At 42.2% G+C, this 18,932-nt stretch carries 16 protein-coding genes, 1 tRNA gene and 3 pseudogenes; 10 read left to right on the forward strand and 10 right to left on the reverse strand.

From position 1 onward, the window contains the following. Positions 1–103 precede the first annotated feature (103 nt). The gene (locus tag NQ534_RS02405) at positions 104–1,891 is read left to right on the forward strand and encodes a DNA primase family protein (protein ID WP_242655409.1); all 1,788 of its coding nucleotides are present in this window, start codon (positions 104–106) and stop codon (positions 1,889–1,891) included. A 198-nt stretch (positions 1,892–2,089) separates the two neighbouring features. Here the strand turns inward: NQ534_RS02405 and NQ534_RS02410 are convergent, their stop codons facing one another. Further along, positions 2,090–2,290: a helix-turn-helix domain-containing protein gene (locus NQ534_RS02410; protein WP_040784916.1), complete on the reverse strand. Its 201-nt coding sequence runs from the start codon at positions 2,288–2,290 to the stop codon at positions 2,090–2,092. 166 nt (positions 2,291–2,456) lie between these two features. Further along, the gene (locus tag NQ534_RS02415; protein ID WP_074680202.1) at positions 2,457–2,657 is read right to left on the reverse strand and encodes a helix-turn-helix domain-containing protein; all 201 of its coding nucleotides are present in this window, start codon (positions 2,655–2,657) and stop codon (positions 2,457–2,459) included. A 100-nt stretch (positions 2,658–2,757) separates the two neighbouring features. Between NQ534_RS02415 and NQ534_RS02420 the strand changes: the two genes are divergently transcribed. From NQ534_RS02420 to NQ534_RS02435, 4 genes and pseudogenes are all read left to right on the forward strand, one after another. Beyond that, positions 2,758–3,180, forward strand: coding sequence for a hypothetical protein (locus tag NQ534_RS02420; protein WP_006863860.1), 423 nt, complete (start codon positions 2,758–2,760; stop codon positions 3,178–3,180). A gap of 447 nt (positions 3,181–3,627) precedes the next feature. Further along, on the forward strand, positions 3,628–4,980 hold the full coding sequence (gene mobV, locus NQ534_RS02425) for a MobV family relaxase (protein ID WP_006863857.1): 1,353 nt from the start codon (positions 3,628–3,630) through the stop codon (positions 4,978–4,980). 195 nt (positions 4,981–5,175) lie between these two features. Then, positions 5,176–6,467 (forward strand): annotated as a pseudogene (locus NQ534_RS21670) (IS110 family RNA-guided transposase). Positions 6,468–6,990: 523 nt separating this feature from the next. Next, entirely contained in the window at positions 6,991–8,514 is a 1,524-nt protein-coding gene (locus tag NQ534_RS02435) for an ApeA N-terminal domain 1-containing protein (protein WP_040784710.1), read from the forward strand. Between the two features lie 89 nt (positions 8,515–8,603). On the opposite strand, the gene NQ534_RS02440 is transcribed toward NQ534_RS02435, so the two are convergent. After that, complete coding sequence (locus NQ534_RS02440) at positions 8,604–10,898, reverse strand: tetratricopeptide repeat protein (RefSeq protein WP_242655396.1); 2,295 nt, start codon at positions 10,896–10,898, stop codon at positions 8,604–8,606. Positions 10,899–11,533: 635 nt separating this feature from the next. Between NQ534_RS02440 and NQ534_RS02445 the strand changes: the two genes are divergently transcribed. Next, positions 11,534–13,054 (forward strand): recombinase family protein, encoded by a 1,521-nt coding sequence (locus tag NQ534_RS02445; protein ID WP_006863588.1) that lies wholly within the window; start codon positions 11,534–11,536, stop codon positions 13,052–13,054. Here the strand turns inward: NQ534_RS02445 and NQ534_RS02450 are convergent. Both NQ534_RS02450 and NQ534_RS02455 read right to left on the reverse strand, forming a co-directional pair. Continuing rightward, a pseudogene (locus NQ534_RS02450) lies at positions 13,008–13,592 on the reverse strand (manganese catalase family protein); the annotation flags it as partial. The gene NQ534_RS02445 and the pseudogene NQ534_RS02450 overlap by 47 nt on opposite strands. Before the next feature lie 29 nt (positions 13,593–13,621). Further along, complete coding sequence (locus NQ534_RS02455) at positions 13,622–13,855, reverse strand: hypothetical protein (protein ID WP_040784708.1); 234 nt, start codon at positions 13,853–13,855, stop codon at positions 13,622–13,624. A gap of 251 nt (positions 13,856–14,106) precedes the next feature. On the opposite strand from NQ534_RS02455, the gene NQ534_RS02460 reads away from it, so the two are divergent. Next, entirely contained in the window at positions 14,107–14,394 is a 288-nt protein-coding gene (locus NQ534_RS02460) for a hypothetical protein (protein ID WP_006863585.1), read from the forward strand. 138 nt (positions 14,395–14,532) lie between these two features. Continuing rightward, a tRNA-Ala gene (locus NQ534_RS02465) sits at positions 14,533–14,605 on the forward strand. 170 nt (positions 14,606–14,775) lie between these two features. Here NQ534_RS02465 and NQ534_RS02470 read toward each other — a convergent pair. Continuing rightward, positions 14,776–15,108, reverse strand: a complete 333-nt coding sequence (locus NQ534_RS02470; protein ID WP_157200758.1) for a hypothetical protein — start codon at positions 15,106–15,108, stop codon at positions 14,776–14,778. Continuing rightward, positions 15,077–15,256 carry a hypothetical protein gene (locus NQ534_RS02475; RefSeq protein WP_040784703.1) on the reverse strand — a complete coding sequence of 60 codons (180 nt, stop codon included), beginning with the start codon at positions 15,254–15,256 and terminating at the stop codon, positions 15,077–15,079. Before NQ534_RS02475 ends, NQ534_RS02470 begins: the two co-directional genes overlap by 32 nt. Positions 15,257–15,566: 310 nt before the next feature. Here NQ534_RS02475 and NQ534_RS02480 point away from each other — a divergent pair, with 310 nt between their 5' ends. Next, complete coding sequence (locus tag NQ534_RS02480) at positions 15,567–17,189, forward strand: recombinase family protein (protein WP_050778359.1); 1,623 nt, start codon at positions 15,567–15,569, stop codon at positions 17,187–17,189. Between the two features lie 87 nt (positions 17,190–17,276). On the opposite strand, the pseudogene NQ534_RS21675 reads toward NQ534_RS02480, so the two are convergent. From NQ534_RS21675 to NQ534_RS02495, 3 genes and pseudogenes are all read right to left on the reverse strand, one after another. Further along, a pseudogene (locus NQ534_RS21675) lies at positions 17,277–17,375 on the reverse strand (manganese catalase family protein); the annotation flags it as partial. Then, complete coding sequence (locus NQ534_RS02490; RefSeq protein WP_242655395.1) at positions 17,376–17,879, reverse strand: spore coat protein CotJB; 504 nt, start codon at positions 17,877–17,879, stop codon at positions 17,376–17,378. Continuing rightward, a complete protein-coding gene (locus NQ534_RS02495; RefSeq protein WP_143115837.1) occupies positions 17,876–18,073 on the reverse strand; it encodes a spore coat associated protein CotJA in 198 nt (65 codons plus the stop codon). Before NQ534_RS02495 ends, NQ534_RS02490 begins: the two co-directional genes overlap by 4 nt. Positions 18,074–18,234: 161 nt before the next feature. On the opposite strand from NQ534_RS02495, the gene NQ534_RS02500 reads away from it, so the two are divergent. Then, complete coding sequence (locus NQ534_RS02500; RefSeq protein ID WP_006863576.1) at positions 18,235–18,927, forward strand: DNA alkylation repair protein; 693 nt, start codon at positions 18,235–18,237, stop codon at positions 18,925–18,927. Positions 18,928–18,932 lie beyond the last annotated feature (5 nt).

The following is an 18,932-nucleotide window of genomic DNA, read 5'->3' on the forward strand; positions in this document are numbered from 1 at the left end:
ACGAATTATATGTGTAGACCGTTACTCTCTGCGCCGAAAGATTCAGCATCCGAAAGGGTGCTTTTTCTTTTGCGCATGAGCGGCGGACTATGGAGGTGAGAAATTGAACAAAAAATTTTTAAAGCATTACATGACTACAGAACCAAAAACAACAGAGCAAAAATACATCTTTCTGGTAGACAATGAAAATATCGCAATGAACATTGTTGCCAGTGGGTATCTGGCGGTCACGCTGATACCAGACAACGACGCATACTACTCCATTGATTCATTTTTAATGTATATGGATGAGATTGCCTTTATGGGGAAATGCCGCAGTGATTACTGTTATGTTCCGGCCTGCGCTTCAAAAAAAGCAAACGATATTTTAGAAGCATATTTTAAACAGGAATATCTACAGTTTCGGGTAGGCTGGACATTATTTAAAAATAAAGAATATCTTGAAAAAATGGAGAATCAAAAAGAATTGAAAGCCATCTTATCCGACTTTATTATGAGGTTTGAACGGAAACCGTCAGAGCAGCCGGATTTAAACCGTTTTCACAAATTTAATGAACAGGGAAAGCGAATCGGTGTATTGGATATGGAGATTGTCGATTATCTGATACAGACGATTCCTTTTTTTATTATCGGCAGTACACCATATATTTACTGTCATGGCTATTATCAGGAGGATTCCAACGGTATTCTGTTGAAATCCCATATACAAAAACTTTTGTTTCGTGATTGCATTAAAAGCAGCACAATACAAAGTATTTACAATTTACTGGTGAGCCAGCCGCAGATTCAGAAAAAATTTTCGGATTTGAACAACCAGCCAACCCATTGGATAAACTTCAAGAACGGTTATTTTGATGTAATAGAATGGAAAATGGTTGAGCATGATACAAAGTATCTGATGATTAACCAGATTCCCTATTCGTTCTATCCAGAACAGCACGAGGAAATTCAGAAACAAGAAAATATTACAAAGCATTATCTGGAATCATCACTGCCGGATGAAGCTGATCAGCAGACTTTCTGGCAGTATCTCGGTTATTGCATGACTACAGATACACGTTTTCAAAAATTTTTGATGATTAAAGGAAAAGGCGGCACAGGAAAATCAGTGGCAATAGCGTTGATTCAGCACATTGTTGGAATAGAAAATTGTTCCAGTATTTCCCTTCAAGATTTAAACAAACGATTTTATGCTACCGGTTTATTTGGAAAACAATTAAATGCCTGCGCAGATATTCCCTGTACAGCTATGCAAAGTGTAGATATTATCAAAAAAGCTGTTGGGGAGGATACCTTACTTTATGAAAAAAAGGGGCAAGACCCGACACAATTTCACAGCTATGCAAAGCTGCTGTTTTCCGCCAACGAAATGCCGCTGAATCTGGATGACAAAACAAATGCGTACTATCGCCGTTTACTTGTACTGGATATGAACCGTTTGGTTTCAACGTCAGAAAAAGATACCATGCTGAAAGAAAAAATATACAAAGAAGCAGACTATGCAATTCACATGGGAATTGCCGCATTGAAACAATTATATGCAGACAATCATTTTTGCGAATCTCTTCACAGCCGGGAATGTATTGAGGAGCTTTATCGTTCTGCTGACAGCGTAAAAGCATTTCTGGATGAAAAAATATGTCGGCAAAAAGGAGCAAAACTAAAGCGGAGCGAGCTGTATCAGCTTTATACAAAGTTTTGTGAGGAAAATGATCGGCAGGCACATGGTAAATCTGTATTTTTCCGCATGATGTCAGACAAAGGATACACTCTTAAACGGGACTGCAACGGTTTCTATTATGATAATCTATCGCTGAAGGATGAGGATTTTGTGAAAGTTGACAGTACGGAGGGGATTCCGTTTGAGCAAATGGAGTTGGTGACAAAATAAAAAAGCAGGTGCAATTTTTATGACAAAATTGATGATAAAAAGAAATGCTTAGAGTATTGAAAACACCGTACAGTGACAAAAATGATAAAATGAATCTCGTTCAGAGAGAAATAAAATGTTCTTATGGAAACTGATAAAATGTGTTGTCATTTTTAACATTCTGGCATAAAAAAATAGTGCGCCGGAACATCAGCAGCACTATTTCAGTTTCAATATGTCGTTTGGTGTGCAATCAAGGTACTCACACAATCTGGCAAGTATCGCCAGATCAATACGGGATACTTTGTTTTTGCAGTAATTATTGAGCTGTGTCCGCTGTAATTTACAAGCGGCACAGACTTTATTTTTACTCACATTTTTTACCTTCAACAGATTTTCTAAATCAATATAAATATCCATAAGTATGTCCATCCTCTTTTGTTTGAATTATAAATATATCTGTATCAGAAAATAAGCTGTATTACTGTACTCTGTATTAAAATACAGGTATTTAAAGATATGAGGTTGTTTAAGAGAATGGTTGATAAAACTATATAATAAATGCTGCCGGAGGATTCCAGCAGCATTATCGCAGTTTTAATATATCGTTGGGGGTACAGTCCAGAAACTCACACAATCTGGCGAGGATAGCAAAATCTATTCTGGAAACCTTATTCTTGCAGTAATTGTTTAACTGTGTTCTTTGTAGATGGCAGGCTTCACAGACTTTATTTTTACTGACCTGTTTTACTTTTATGAGATTCTCTAAATCAATAAAAATTTCCATATCAATCAACCCTTTTCTATGATTATACATACATCTGTATTGCAAAATAAGCTGTATTATAATAGACTGTATTAAAATACAGGTATAAGGAGAGAGTATAATGAGGAAAAAGTGGATTATTGGTATTGTAGTGACTATAATTATTGTGTGCGGAGCGTTATGGTATTATTACTCACAATATAGTGGAGAAATGGATGTGTATAATACTCATTCAACGGTATTTGGAGATTACCACGAAGAAAATATTACGGTTATAGTAAATAAACCACATATAGAGGACATTCAGGCGTGTGCGGAAGAAATCGTGGAAAGATGCAGAAATAATGATTTTGACAGTGTATTATTCAGCTATGACGAGTCGATCCCAAATGAATTACACGCTACCGCATATCTGAATGAAAGGGATTTGAAAAGAGGTAAGGCGATATTCTCACTTAGTTATGAGCAGGAAACTTTAAACAGTGAGTATAATATTGTGGAGCATCCGGAAAAATTTAAGCTGAAAATATCAGAAGAAAATTAAAAAGCACCGTATTTTGAGAAGAACTGTGTGAAAAAGCATGGTTCTTTTTTTATGCAATTTTATTTCGGAATATAACCGGACGTTGCCAAAAGGTATACCCGCAGGGCACGATGTCCCATACCTTTTAAGCGGCAACTGTTTTTTCACTGGAGCGACATATCATATGCGGCTTTTTTAGACAGACCGTTAGAGAAATGCTGACGGAAGTAAAAAGCCCGTTCGCTCTCCGAGGGCACCTCTCGAAATCATCCACCGGATAATTTCTGGCAGTGGGCCTTAAGGCATTCGCTGACGCTCACGCCATCCAGCAGCCGAGCGGTCAATTTGTTGCCCGCTCGGCTGCATGTAATATTTGCCGGATTTGTCCGCCAAATATTATCGCCGTTTGTGCTGTTAAATGTGCAAACGGCATTAAAAACATATCAACCGAAAGAAAGGAGATTTATTATGGGAATTGCAAAGGAAGTATGCAGAATTGAAAAAATCAAATCTGTAGGTGCGCTAGGTAGCGCATACGAGCATAATTTACGATTAAAAGACATTACTAATGCTGATGAAACAAGGACGGCGTATAATATTGAAATGACGAGCCGACCTTCCGGAAAATCATATGTGGATTGTTTCCATGAAAAAATAGATGAATCCACATGGTATCAAAATGATCGCCATAAAATTGCCAAAAACGCTATTTACGCCGTTGAATTTATGCTGACATTTGGTCATGAAGCGAAAGGAAAGGTAGATATTGAAACATGGTGTAAAGATAATATGGATTGGCTGGAAAAGCATTTTGGTGGAGCTGACAATGTTGTTTCTGCCATTTTGCACCTTGATGAACGTACTCCACATATACACACCATCGTGATTCCTCTGGACGAAAAAGGCAAATTAAATTATACAAAGTATTTAGGTGGTTCTAAATATCGTCTGTCTGAATTGCAGGATTGCTACCATGAAGAGGTTGGATCAAAACACAATCTTGACCGGGGTGATAAAGGAAGTAAAGCACGTCATCAAGACGTTGACAATTTTTATTCTATGGTTAATGAAGCAGTTGCCGTACAGGAACTACCGGAGCCAGTACAGAAGGAAGGATTTTTCAAAAAGGGTGAAACAGCGAAAGAATATCAAGAGCGTATTACGCCGCTTGTTCAAAAAGCTCAATCTGTTGCACTGGCAAAGCAGGCAGAAAATAAGCTGCTGAAACAGCGAATTGCAAATATTGAACATTTGCAGGAAGGCGTGGTTCCTGTCGAAGAATATCAAAAGTTGGAAGAGGATTTATCAGAGATTAAGCAAGAATTAAAAAATGAAAAAAGAGATTCTCAATTTCATAGAAGCTGGGCGCTTGAAACGCAGCAAAAGTTGGATGAACAAGAGCGATCATTTCCTCAAAAAATTGCCGAAGCCGTCAAAGCCGCAACGGAATCATTACAGGAATTATATGATAATCTGCTGGATAAATACCGTTGTCTGAAAAGAAAATTTGATAGATTATCGGCTGATTATGACATTCTATCGGATTCCTATGATGAAATTCGGGATAAATACAATCGTCTGAAAGAAAGCTCATCCAATATAGAGCAGATAAAATATGATTGGGAACTGATGTATGTGATGTTGGACAACAGGGGACTTTCAGACAAATTTAAAAAGTGCCGGGATGCACATATCAATGGATATACCAGTATGGAGGAACGGTTGGAGTTTGGAAAACAAAAAAGCGAACAGCATAATCGACAACGACAGATTTCAAGAGCGGAAACTGGAAAGAATATGCGTTATTGTGATACGAGATAGATAAAAATTAATAGTGTGTTTTTTTACAGTATGTTAAAATGATTTGAGAATGAAAAAAGATGAGGAGCTTCTTGTATAATTCAAATATAAGGAATTCCGCGAAAGAAGGTTGAGAAAAAAATACCTCAGTGTAAAATAAGATTACTGACTTTGCACGGTTAGTAAAAAATCTTATTGAACAGAGAGGTATCTGAAATGAATTATAACACACAGAACGCAAAAATTGCATCTATTACGGAAAAAACTTTAATTGTTGGGATCGATGTTGGAAGTGAAACTCATTATGCAAGGGCTTTTGATTGGCGAAATTACGAGTACTCAAAAAAGCCGTTTGCTTTCAACAATGATGAAGCCGGGTTTGCTTCATTTAAGGCATGGATGGAAGATATAGCAGAGAAGCATGGGAAAGAGGCGGTGATTCCAGGGATGGAACCTACCGGTCATTACTGGCTGAACCTTGGAGCGTACCTGCAGGAACAGGGAATGAAGCCGGTGCATGTGAATCCGCATCATGTAAAGAAGTCCAAAGAACTGGATGATAACAACCCGAACAAGAATGACCGTAAGGATCCAAAACAATTGCGGGACTGGTAAATGAAGGAAGATTTTCGTATCCGTATATCCCTACAGGAATATACGCAGAGATTAGAAATCTGTCAAATCTTCGTATTCAGACGCAGGAAGAACTTACAAGGATCAAAAACCGGATTGTCCGATGGTTCTGCATTTATTTTCCGGAAATAAAAGACGTTTATAAAAGTCCGGACGCGGTAAGCGGGATGATGGTGATTAAAAATGGCACCGCTGCCATGTGATATCAAAGAACTAGGCGTAGATGGTGTGAATCGTGTATGGAGGGATGCAAAGCTGAAGGGCGCTGGCTTAAAGAGGGCAAGGACCCTGGTATCAGCTGCGGAGCACAGCATCGGAAGTACGGAAGCACCGGGAAGTGCCAGAATAGAGATCCGAAACCTGTTGAACGATTACGAAGTATATAAAAACAGAATGGATGATCTGATGCAGAGATAGAAGAAAACTTTCAGAGATCCCATACATTGATAAACTGATGGAGATCAAGGGAATCGGTTTAAAAACCGTAAGTTGTTTTATTGCAGAGGTGGGTGACATTTGTCGTTTTGATAACTCCAAAGCAGCTGCAGAAACTGGCAGGTTATGCCATTGTTGCAGACAGTTCCGGCAAACACAACGGAGAAAGCCGCATCAGCCACAGGGGAAGAAAGCGCCTGAGGTATGCATTGTATGAAGCTGCGATATCTGGTGTGATAGCAAAGAACAAAGAGTTTAAAGAAATTTAAGAGACTATTACAGGAGAAGAGCCAGAATCCTTTGAAGAAGATGCAGTCTGTCATAGCGATTGCGTGTAAGCTGATCAAGATCTTCACACGATATTAACAAAAGGTGTAGATTATGATGGTCAGAAGATGCTGAGTGATATCGTAAGACCGGAAACTATAATGGCAGCATAAAAATATCGTGAAACAGTATATCGTGGTTGGCCTGAAAGCATTTGAGTAAAGAATGCCCGAATGCTGAGACTGGCCACGGTAGCTGGAAGTATAAAAATCGGAATGCAACAGGAAAACGTCCACTGAAAAGTGCTGCTGCGGAAGAAGAGTCAGAATAAAACATACAAAGAATGAGCCAGTAGTCGGCAGGAATATTTTCCAGAGGGCATGACCCTGATGAGGAGCTGAGCTGACACCCTGGTTATGGACAGGCGGGACGAGAGAAGTTAGGACTCAGCAATTGTCTGATGATCCTGGTAGACACGGGAGGTTCGCTGCCGTAGATGGATGGGTATACACAAGGCCATGTAAAACAGAAAACCAAGACGTTTTACTTCGTGTACCCAAAACCAGCTATTTTCGTACCAGATACAGAGAAATGTCCATTCCTATGGCTCCTTCTTCTGAGATATTTATTGATGATATATTGAAAAAATCCTTGATTTTTAAGGAAAAAAGACTTGACTTAATAGGGAGGAATATAATGTCCGAAATGTTGAAAAAATGGTACTCCGGAAAAGTTTGTTTACTTAACGATACTGAAGTAGATTTTGATGCAGAAATACAATTTAATGAATATCATCAAGGAATTATTACAATTTATGGAGTAACTAGAGAAATTCTTTTGAATGCGGAGCATGGAGTATACAATTCAGCAATAATGTTATTGAAAAATAAAAAATATATTTCGATTTTTGATCTGTATGTCAAAAAGGGTTCAGCTAATTCTAAAATTATTGATGGAGAAACAGTCTTTGATTGTGGAACGATTACTGCGGTATCTTCCATTATTCTTAAAGGAAATAGACCCTATTCTACAAAAGATACATTTCAAGAATTATTTATGGAGATAACTGATGGATGTGAATTGATTGGATTATGTCCGTATGATTTGAGTAAGAATTATTTGGATATTATGATGTACAAGAACATCGAAATTCCTATTCAGAGATCCATGATTTATGTGAATACAGTGGAAGGGGAATTTCGGTTTTCTGTTTACCCAGAATATAAATGTAGTAAAGATTCGTTTTCTTTAGGATTTGCACATAAGATTCAATTTAAGCCTCAAAAAGCTTTGAGGGTTACGGAAATTCGTGAAACATTAATTAAGCTTACTTCTTTTTTTACAATACTATGTGGAGAAACTGTAACTATTAATAAGTTATCGGGCATGGAGCAAGTTAATCCTAAGCCAGAAATAGCAGATTTTATAGGAATATGCAATTATGAAAAAGATAAATTAAATGCGCTTGATAATTCTGGAATAGATACGACTAGTTTTAAAAGGCTTTCTATTTTTAAAATATCAGATTTTTCAGATTTAGAAAAAGCTATGAACTTTTGGTTTGAGCATTACGAGAACCTTTATAATGCACAAAAAGCGTATAGCAGGATTTTGTTAGATGAAGAGTTAAAAGTCGTGTCAGTCAACAAATTTCTGGCGGCTATGCAACTCATCGAAGGATATTCACAGGCATATGCAGATGAAAAAAAAGAGATAGAAGATTTTGAAAAATGGAAAGCAGATTTTCTATTAAAGTTGGATAGAATGGAAAACATAAAAGAAGAAGACATAGAAATAATCAGAGACGGATTAGGATTTTCTGGAATCTCATTTAGAAAAGCAGTTAAGGAATTTTTTTATGCCGGAAGTAGCTGTATAGAAACTATGAGTAAGACAGCATTTTTCCAAAAACATAATACTTTAATAGATAATATTGTGAATGATAGAAATTTCTATACCCATTCCTCTAATAGAATAACAGTGCGGTTAGATTTTAATGAAATGATAAATGTAGCAACCATATGTAAAGAATTATTTCGAGTATTGGTTTTAAATGATATGGGAATTGCACAGTCTGTATTATTACAGCGATTTGGACATAGCCGTTTGAGCGTAGCAATATTTGAAAGAATATTAGGGATTAAATGGTGTGTGCCAGAAGATATTTGTGGATATGATAAAACAATGTGGAATTTTTTTGATTCTAGTATTTCTGACTAAATATAAATAATCCGTCTTATTTTGTAAAGATTAGTGGAAAAATATAGGGGTAGCGCAAATAGTGTACTGCCCCTATTTGAAGGTATATTTTATTTGTGTGGTAATCGAGGAATTATGTGAATTTTCCCTCCATTCAATCCCCGTACCAACATTTCTTCCCTTTGAATTTCTTGTTCTATCTGTTGGATTTCGGGATGATTTTTCGGGAGATAGCCGTCTATAAGAGCCTGTTTTGCTTTTTTATAATGATTCAAGCTATCTTCCGGCAGCTTCTTTGATTCAATTATGGCGAGAGTGGAATAAAGCTCTGCCAGAAACAGATGCATCCCGTCTGTTTTCTTCACGCAGCGGATCAGTGAGAACAGATGCTTTCGAGCTTCTCTCCATTTTCCGTTTACAGCAAGTAGCTGTGCATAAGAAAGGCCTTGTACAAGCGTGTCATGCGAAGCGACAGTACCATACGACTGCCGGATGAATATCGCTTCTTCAATAGCAGAAAGTGCAATTTGCGTATCGCCTAGTGCAAGGTATGTCTGACCAAGATTATTTTTCAAATTTGAAATCAAATCCGCGTTTATCGGATGAAACGGTTCCAGTAATTCCAAACCATGCAGATAATGCTGCTTTGCCTTTTGATAGCGACCGTTCATGTATTCGACATAGCCCGCATAGCAATCGCAAATAGCCGTATGCCGGTTATTTTGTCCATAATCCGGCATACTCATCATGAGTTTAAGCACTTGTTCCACTGATTCCATACGCCCATATTTCGCCAGATATGCCATTGTAGTATCCATGAACAAAGTTGCCGATACAGTATCATCCAGTTTTATATTCTGGTAAATGCTTTCTATGGTATTCAGTAATTCATTATAGTAGGGTACATCTATGCCGTATAGAATACAATTTTCAAAAATGCCCTTTAGCAGATTACCGCATTTGGTAATAGAAGGAGCTGTTTCTAACAGCAAAACCTCATGCAGATATGGATGAAGCATAATCTGGTTATGCACAGTATCTTCCTGTATCCATCCATATTCGATCAAGTCATTTGTGATATTCCAGTCAGATTTCCCTTGCCACGTATGAAAAAGTATCTTCGAGATACCGTTTTGCGGCATGAGAACCATATTTCTAAGGGTATCCAACGCATCCGGCGATAACCCTTGTATTTGGAATAAGGTCTGTATATGCTGATAAAGTCTCTGTTTTTGTGACAGATTATCCTTAGTGAGAATTACCTTATTGGGATTGGAGATACTTAATCCTTCTGTCCGCAATGCCTGCAGGAAATCTTTCCCACTCATACCGGAAGCCTTTAAGGTTTTTGCCGATAATTCCACAGTCAATGTATGACGATAAATTTCCTCTATAATTTTTTCTGTTATTTCCGGTTCCTGCTGTGCATCCGGCGCATAAGCAAAGAAGAGCTGTTTCAAATCTCCTATATTCTCGATTTCATTCACAGCATAGCAAGGCACTTCTTCAATATGGCTTCTGGTTGTAACCAATACTTGAAAGTGCATAGATAAAAAAGCATGGAAAAGAAAATCTTCCTCTGGCACAGAATTAAAATTATCAAGGATCACAAGGCTTTTGTTGTCCAGATACTTGAAAAAACGATAATGATTGCGGAAACGCTCATCGTCGGACATTTCCATTGAATCATCTATAAAATCCATCTCTAAAATAGTGCGGTACAGATTCTCATGATACCGCAAATACAGCACGTTAGAATAATATTTTCCATAGCGTTTTGCATAACATTTTGCCAGTTCAGATTTCCCGATGCCCCCGATGCCTTCCAGAAAAATGCTGTGTTCCTGCTGCAGTGCTTCGTGAATTTCCTGCAATTCTTTTTCCCGTCCGACAAAAGTACGGGTTACAGAAGGTAAACGGGTATCCAGCAGGTAATCTGATAAAATCAGCTCCGAACCGGCTGTTTTTTTATTTCTCGGAAGAAAATTCCGGGACAGTGCAAATAACAAAACATCTGAAAGAAATGCGGCAGCATGGTTATAGCGAGCCGATAGTTCCTGCTTTTTCGTCTGTGATATGCTGCTGTCATTCCATAAAATACGGTAAATCTGCTCTTTCACATAGTCAGAATCAGATACATCATTCAGTATTTTGCGGATTGCGTTTTCCAATTCTGTTACGCCGATAACTGTCTGGTACAAATAAATAATATCTTTCGATACATTTCTCTGACCGCTGATAATTTTGCTTACCTCGGACTCTTCCGGCACAGTTACCGCTAGATTCGTCTGCTCAAAAGCATACCGAAACAGGCAGAAATAGTATTCCACCTGTGACATTGCGTTGATCTTGCGGTTTTCCAGTATGGTTTTTGATATGGAAGAAAAATCCAATCTGTCTCTCAAATTCAATCCGTCCTTTTTTGCCAACTCTATGCCAAGTCGCTGCCATTCAGAAAAAGGCTCCGCTTTTGTATGATAAAACTGCGGCAGGACTTCCAGAAAATTATAGCTGATATAGTAGATTTTTTCAAGAAACCGCCGCATGAACTTTGACAATCAGAGCGAGCGTGATCGGCGGTAATCATATAATGACACTCACATCTAATGGGTGAAACTCCCTGGGGTGGCCCGGCATTCAACGGCGGGTTAAGCAATTTGTTTAAGAGGAATGTGTAAGAGCATTCACCTAAGAAAACGCAGACTCGGCAGACAAGGAAAACTGTCTTGAAAAAACAGGTATAGGACAAATTTTACCAGAAATAAGATGTTTAGGGGGATTTTATGAACCAGTTAATGGAAAGCAAGCAAATAAAAGAGATCCATGTTGACAAAATGCAATTTCGTGTAATCAGTAAACATCCACAGTATTCCAGTGACACAGCGGCAAAAATGAAACGGGATATGCGCAGGGAGCTTTACCAGATATTTAAAAAGTATCCGTAAAAGCATCCAATATTCTCTTTCCCATGTGCCGTGTTCGTGATATACTGAAAATAAGTGGAGAGTGACTGTCTACACATCGTAGGGAGGTATGTACGATGATGTATCCAATAGATGCGCTATACGCAAGACAGTCACTTGATAAGCAGGATAGTATCTCCATTGAGAACCAGCTTGAGTTTTGTAAGTATGAAACTCGCGGCGGTGATTATGAAACGTACATTGACAAAGGTTTTAGCGGAAAAAATACCAATCGTCCGGCATTTATGCAAATGATGCAGGATATCAGAGCCGGAAAGATAAAACGTGTAATCGTCTATAAGCTGGACAGAATCAGTCGGTCTATTCTTGACTTTTCAAACATGATGGAAATTTTTCAAGAACACCATGTAGAGTTTGTATCCTCTACGGAGAAGTTTGATACTTCCACACCAATTGGTAATGCAATGCTCAATATCAGTATTGTATTTGCGCAGCTTGAAAGGGAAACCATTCAGAAGCGTGTCGCAGATGCGTATTATACCAAGAGCCAGAAAGGATATTACATGGGCGGACGTGTTCCATATGGTTTTCAATTAGAAGATGCCATTATCAATGGAATCCATACTTCACGATTCGTACCGGAACCAATGGAAATGGAGCAGATCAAGCTAATTTACCGGCTTTATTCTGAACAGGATATGACGCTGGGAGCAGTCATGCGCGAGCTTTTAAACAGAGGATTTACGGAAAAACGTGGAGCAGCATGGTGTACGGCAAGAATCAGTGAAATTGTTCGTAATCCGGTGTATGTTAAGGCAGATATAGACGTTTACAACTTCTTTGAAAGTCAGGGTTCCAATTTGGTGAATCCGGTGTCTGACTATATTGGGACGAATGGTATTTTCCTCTACAAAGGCTGTAACGGGGATAAGAAAAAGAAGAAACAGTATGATCTGGTGGACAGAGATGTTGTTTTAGCACCTCATGAGGGCGTGATTGATTCAGCAACATGGTTAAAATGCAGATTGAAAATCATGAACAACCGCCAGTCAGCCAGAACAAATAAAGGCAAGCGCACATGGCTTTCGGGAAAAGTGAAATGTAAAAAATGCGGCTATGCCTATACCGTTACCAAATCAAATACAAAAGCAGGACGTTATTTCCAGTGTTCCGGCGCCCGGTATTCTATCAAATGCAAAGGTTCCGGTCATACCATTTATGCGGATGTATTTGAAGATTATATTTTTGGAGAGATTAGAAAGGAACTGGCAAAGTTTCAGTATCTTTCCGAAGAACTGACGGAAACTGTATCCCAGTCTGATAACCAGAATAAAATCCGTATTGCAGAAATTGACAAAGAAATTTCCTCTCTGTTATTGAAGGTATCTGATGCGAATAAAACGCTTATGAATTACATCAATAAACGCATAGAAGAATTGGATAAGGAAAAACAGTCATTGCAGGAAAAGCTGGTGGAACAGACCACCAATAAGCCGGAAGAAAAGATAGACAAAATTACGGATTATGTATCAAAATGGTCAGAATTAAGCCTTGAGGACAAGCAGAAAATTGCCGACATTCTCATTAAAGTCATTTACATTGATGAGGATGTGATTGAAATTGAATGGAAGATTTAACGCAGACCTTTGTGTACGGAAAATATATGGTGAGCCATCCTTGTATGTTTCTATACACATTTCTTTTTTCTATTTTGCTTGTATAACTACTCTTTGCTTCACCGAAACGCTGGTAATGCACCACCTCGCGCGCACGCAGGAAGCGGATTGGGTCTGCCACCTCCGGAATGTTCCGCACGACGCGCAGAATGTTGTCGTATGTCGACCGCGCTTTCTGTTCCGCAGCCATATTTTCATGCAAATCGGTAATCGGGTCGCCCTTTGCCTGGAATTCGCAGGCATTAAACGGCACTCCGCCCGCCGCCTGCGGCCAGATAGAAATCGTATGGTCAATATAATACGGCCCCAGCCCGGAGTTTTCAATTTCCTCCATCGACAGGTTTCTGGTGAGCTGATGAATAATCGTGGCAACCATTTCAAAATGCGCCAGCTCTTCTGTTCCGATATCCGTCAGCACACCCATTGTCTGACGGTCCGGCATGGCATACCGCTGGGAAAGGTAGCGCATGGAGGCTCCGATTTCTCCATCCGGTCCTCCTTATTGCAGAAACCTATAAAAGAGCACCTTCACTCATCAAATTCCAGCACTGCGATATTAAAGCGGTCGGTTTTCTTTACTTCTACCACCTTCCCGCGGTCCGTTTTCAGGCGTTCCCCGGCGCCGTATGGTCTGGACATCCCAATCGCATGTTCAATCATATAGCTGTACAGCCTCGTGGTCAGATATTCCTTCACTGTTACCACCTGCCCGACTGTCAGCATGTCACCGTTATCCTCTATGGTAAATTCCATCCGTCTCATAAGCCAACCTCCATTCCGGACGATGCCGTCTTTTCCCATATCTTTTCAGTATCTTTTTACAACGTCTTTATCTTACCACAATCCGCACAGATTTTCCACGGACATTTTGCACCCATACTGCAGCCCGCCCTTTCTCCTGCTCTTTTCTCCCGGTTTCCTCCTGCCGCCCTCTCTCTGGAAATATTTTTCCTCTTTACTTTTCGAACATATATTCTATAATAGATATAGAATACACAGGAAGGGGGCAAAAAATGCGCACACAATTAACTGATTCTTCTTACTTTCCGGAATCCATGACCGTTGTTCCGGTGATCGTCTCTTTTGATAAGTGCGGCAATATGCTTCCCCTGTACATTGGCATTCACGGAGAATCCTTCAAAATATTATCCAGCTATCAGAGCAGCAGTCCGCGTTTTCAGAAATATAAGCAGTTCCAGTGCCGTGTCGAAGACCACGGTATCATCCGGCAGGTGGAGCTTACCTATCATCCCGGCGAATGCTTCTGGACCATTCCAAAACTCCGGTGGTATCGTGACTGAGCAATTTACGGACAAACCGTTCCAAAACATTCGGGCAAACCGGCGAACAATTTGGGCGAACAGTGCGAACAGTTTTTCTAAATTTTATGAAAATTTTTATTGCATTTTTCTGATAACGTGCTATAATAAAATAGGTTTGGGGCATTAGCACAGCTGGGAGCGCGCCACGTTCGCAATGTGGAGGTCACGGGTTCGAATCCCGTATGCTCCAGGAATGTATAAAATCCGGAAGCAGGATACAGGCTTCCGGATTTTTTATACCCCATTTTTATATTTTGTCAAACTGCCTTTTCCCGGCAGAAAGCTTTTTCCCGCATCTTTTCCCAAAAGCTTTTCCTGCAATTTTTTCGCCTGTGCTTCAAAGCCTCCTGCTTCGGACCGCTATACAGATTTTACGTCAGCCTTTTTCCTCTCCGCTGCCGGAACAGCTCCTGTTCTTTCCACTCCTTCAGTTTTTTCCGGTAATATACCGGTGTGTCTGTCCCCAATATCTCTATCAGGGTTTCTATCCTTTCCATATGAAACCGGAAATCCTTCTGTGTCGGTCCTTTTTCCATGATTTTCCCGGATTCCTCTAACATACTGATTATTTCTTCGCGTGTCTTCATTGATTGTCCTCCGCTTTTTATTCTTCTGCTTTTTATTCTTCTGCTTTTTGTTCGTCTGCTTTCTTCCAACGTCATTATACAATAAAGGAATCGTTTTTTCCATCATAATCTGTCCGTCCCTCAAATCCGATGGCCGCTGCCGCCTTTTTCAGCACCTGTTCCGCCAGCCCTGCCGCCCTCTCCGGCTCCATTTCCTCCAGACGAATCCATGTTCCGTTCTCCTTCAGGTAACTGATTATCTCCGGCTTCTCCAACCGACCGCCTCCTCCCACCAGCATCCTATTCCGGCAGTCTCCCCGTTATGTTGACAACCGCCATAAAAAGCCATCAAAATTTCCCCTGTGGCTGCGCATTAAAGTTTTCCCTGTTGCTTTCTCTGTTGCTGCACGTCAAAGTTTTTCCTGTGGCTTTCTCTGTGGCTGCGCGTCGGAATTGACTTCCTGGTCATAAATCTGTGCGGCAGACCCATACACTTTAACAAAGCATAACGGGATAACAATTATATATCCAGTGGCTCTGACAGAGTGACAATTAGAAATCCAGGAACTATAAGGGGTGACGATTATGAATCCAGAAGCTACCGGCAACTTTACACCCGCCGCCTGTTACATCCGCGTCTCCACCGACAGGCAGGAGGAGCTTTCTCCGGCTGCACAGCAGCGTCTGCTGCTTGATTATGCCTGTTCAAATCATATGCGGGTATCTCCGGAGCATATTTTTATTGAAAATGGCATTTCCGGCAGAAAAGCAGAAAAACGCCCGCAGTTTCAGCGCATGGTTGGTATGGCAAAGACGGAACAGCCGCCATTTCGCGTAATTCTGGTCTGGAAGTTCAGCCGCTTTGCGCGCAACCAGGAGGAATCCATCGTCTATAAATCCATGCTGAAAAAACAGCACGGCATTGATGTCGTCAGCATCACAGAGCCGCTTGCCGAGGGCCCTTTCGGCAGTCTGATTGAACGTATTATCGAATGGATGGATGAATATTATTCCATCAACCTGTCCGGCGAGGTACTGCGCGGTATGACGGAAAAGGCGCTGCGCGGGGGCTGCCAGAGCGCGCCCTGTCTTGGCTACCGTGCTCCCGGAGGCGGACAGCCGTTTGAAATTGTGCCGGAGGAAGCAGAAATCGTGCAGTATATCTTCTTCCAGTTTGCCATCGTCCGCCTGAGTGCCGCCGCCATTGCGCGTTCGCTCAATGAGCGCGGCATTACTACCCGGCGCGGCAGAAAATTTGAGACGCGCTCGGTCGTCTATATTCTGCGCAATCGTTTTTATATCGGCAAAGTCTCCTGGAACGGCATCGAACGTGACGGCGCGCAGGAACGCTTTCTTTCCGAAGAGCTTTTTTCCCTGGCAAAGGAACGTCTGGATGCCGAATATGCACCCCGGCAGAGCCGCCGCCCGTCTTCCCGCCGTCACTGGCTGTCCGGTATGGTAAAATGCGCCGCCTGCGGGGCGTCCCTTGGCTATAACAAGAGCGCCTACCCCTTTTTCCAGTGCTGGAAATACGCCAAAGGTATGCATCCCGGCAGTTGCAGCATCCAGGAACGGCAACTGACAGAAGCCATTTTTTCTTTCTTCAGAGAACTGCTTGCCGGAGCCGACTTTCTGCTGTCTCCGGCAGATACTCCGCTCCCCGCCTCCCGCGTCTCTGCGGCGTCCTGCCAGCGCAGTCCGGATGGCCTCGCCAGCCCTGATGCGTCTCTCTGCCAAAACGGTCTGGAAAATGCCATCCTCCCCGGTCCTGTGTCCTGCCGGTTCACATCTGAGAGCGCTGCCATCCCCGGCGCTCCGCTCTGCCTGCTTCACCCGGAAGATATCTCCCATGCCGACGTGACTCTCTGCCAGAGCAGTCTAAAGAAGCTGGCACTCCGGGAGCTGCGTATAAAGGAAGCCTATGAGGCAGGCATCGACACGCTCCCGGAATATCAGGAGAATAAGCAGCGCCTGCAATCCGAACGCGCCCGGCTGAATGCTCTGCTGGCATCTGCCCGGAAACAGGAAACCGCCAAAAAACAGAATCCGCAAAATCCTTCCTCCGCTCCTGTTTATACACTGCGCGAATTCTTTGAGAGCGACGCCATCCCTCCGGAACAAAAAGCCGCTTTTCTTTGCCGCGTTCTGGAGGAAATTGTCTGGGATAAGCAGAAAAACCGGCTTTCCTTCTTCCTGCGCACCCCCTGAGCGGCGCGCACCGGACACCGTGCTTCTATAGCACACCAGGCAGTCTGTGACCTGATGACTGAGTAATCCATTTTATCAGTTATGGCAATCAGGTCCCCCATACTGACTCATAATAAACTGCGCAAGCTTCGCATTTGGTGTCGTAATGTTGACCGGGTACTGTAATCTTTTTTCATAATTCCACATTTAACGGCATCCCCCTTTCATTGCCGGCTCCCACGGCCACGGCTGCATTACCCATTCCCAGCGGCAGCTATCCGCATCGTTTGTACTGTCAATCGTCAGCGGTGCAAAACGTCTGGCATAAACCGCCATCGCCTCCCTGCGCGCGGCGATCATTTCCCTGCTGTAGGAAAGTGCCGCGCAGTCATCCGGATGCGTATCCAGATACAGCAGAATATCACTTACTGCAAAACTCACTTCATTAATACAGTCCAGAAGCTGCGTCTGATTCATGGTCTCGAAAGATGTCCGGCGCCGGTTTCCGCCGTCCATACGGCAGTTTTCCGTCCCGGCGCCCGCTGTCATACGGCAGTTCTCCATCGCCGTGCCGGAAGTCTGTCGCCGTTCTTCCATCCGGCGCGGCATCTGGCAGCTATCCGGCGCCGGGGACGCCGTCCGCTGCTGGCAGCCCTGCGTGCAGCTTCTCTGCATCTGCGCCGGATGATTGCGCATCATATAATTACTCATCTGCAGCCACCTCTCCTTCCACAGAATGGTTTGCAAAGCTCCGGGAAAATCGTGCCATTCTGCAGCGCCCTGCAGAGCGGGAACGTATCGTTAAACGCCGGCTGCCACGGCACATACGCCATTGCAAGCGGCATTCCCGCAAGCGCGTCATTGCAGCGCGGCATAGTTGATGATTCGCGTGTCTGACAATTCATAATAACTCCTTTATATCCTGATTCTCTATTAGTTTATGTGATGCGCAAAAAAACGTGTGTCCGCGCTTGCAGCCGCCCGGATTTTATGTTATTCTTTTTTTAAGATGCCAGGGGCACCAGAGCCCGCGTCAGCAGGCACAAAAGTCTAAGGAGAAAGTTTTATGAATACACTGGAAAAACGCGTACAGACCGCTCTGTCTGACATGCAGGATCCGGAATACAAAGCCTTCCAGAGCAAGCTGATTCCGACGGTGAATCCGGACCGGATTATCGGCATCCGCACGCCGCAGCTGCGCAAATTTGCCAGAGAGTTCGCAAAAAGCGGGGATGCCGCCGCATTTATGAAGCTCCTGCCGCACACTTACTACGAGGAAGACAATCTGCACGGCTTTCTGATCGAGAGCATGAAGGATTTCCAGGAAACGATTGATGCGCTGGATACATTTCTTCCCTATGTGGACAACTGGGCCACCTGCGATTTGATGGTGCCGAAGGTTTTAAAAAAGCATCCGCAGGAATTGTTTGAAAAAATCCGCCAGTGGCTGGCTTCCGGACAGACCTATACCATCCGTTTCGGCATCGGGATGCTGATGCGTTTTTACCTGGATGAGCTGTTCCAGTCCGAGTACCCCACACTGGTCGCCGCCGTCCGCTCTGAAGAATATTATGTTAATATGATGGTCGCCTGGTACTTTGCAACGGCGCTTGCCAAGCAATACGATGCCATTCTGCCGTATTTCCAGCAGAAGATGCTGGAGCCGTGGACGCACAACAAAGCAATCCAGAAAGCCATCGAAAGCTCGCGCATCACAGATGAGCAAAAGGTGTACCTGCGTACACTGAAAATTAAATAACAACA

The organism is Marvinbryantia formatexigens DSM 14469 (genome assembly GCF_025148285.1).
Taxonomy (GTDB): domain Bacteria; phylum Bacillota; class Clostridia; order Lachnospirales; family Lachnospiraceae; genus Marvinbryantia; species Marvinbryantia formatexigens.

What these genes read in the sequence shown, in the direction of transcription:
- NQ534_RS02410 (WP_040784916.1), bottom strand. Translation starts at nt 2,290, where the DNA reads ATGGATATTTATATTGATTTAGAAAATCTGTTGAAGGTAAAAAATGTG.
- NQ534_RS02415 (WP_074680202.1), bottom strand. Translation starts at nt 2,657, where the DNA reads ATGGAAATTTTTATTGATTTAGAGAATCTCATAAAAGTAAAACAGGTC.
- NQ534_RS02420 (WP_006863860.1), top strand. Translation starts at nt 2,758, where the DNA reads ATGAGGAAAAAGTGGATTATTGGTATTGTAGTGACTATAATTATTGTG.
- mobV (WP_006863857.1), top strand. Translation starts at nt 3,628, where the DNA reads ATGGGAATTGCAAAGGAAGTATGCAGAATTGAAAAAATCAAATCTGTA.
- NQ534_RS02435 (WP_040784710.1), top strand. Translation starts at nt 6,991, where the DNA reads ATGTCCGAAATGTTGAAAAAATGGTACTCCGGAAAAGTTTGTTTACTT.
- NQ534_RS02445 (WP_006863588.1), top strand. Translation starts at nt 11,534, where the DNA reads ATGATGTATCCAATAGATGCGCTATACGCAAGACAGTCACTTGATAAG.
- NQ534_RS02455 (WP_040784708.1), bottom strand. Translation starts at nt 13,855, where the DNA reads ATGAGACGGATGGAATTTACCATAGAGGATAACGGTGACATGCTGACA.
- NQ534_RS02460 (WP_006863585.1), top strand. Translation starts at nt 14,107, where the DNA reads ATGCGCACACAATTAACTGATTCTTCTTACTTTCCGGAATCCATGACC.
- NQ534_RS02470 (WP_157200758.1), bottom strand. Translation starts at nt 15,108, where the DNA reads ATGATGGAAAAAACGATTCCTTTATTGTATAATGACGTTGGAAGAAAG.
- NQ534_RS02480 (WP_050778359.1), top strand. Translation starts at nt 15,567, where the DNA reads ATGAATCCAGAAGCTACCGGCAACTTTACACCCGCCGCCTGTTACATC.
- NQ534_RS02490 (WP_242655395.1), bottom strand. Translation starts at nt 17,879, where the DNA reads ATGAGTAATTATATGATGCGCAATCATCCGGCGCAGATGCAGAGAAGC.
- NQ534_RS02495 (WP_143115837.1), bottom strand. Translation starts at nt 18,073, where the DNA reads ATGAATTGTCAGACACGCGAATCATCAACTATGCCGCGCTGCAATGAC.
- NQ534_RS02500 (WP_006863576.1), top strand. Translation starts at nt 18,235, where the DNA reads ATGAATACACTGGAAAAACGCGTACAGACCGCTCTGTCTGACATGCAG.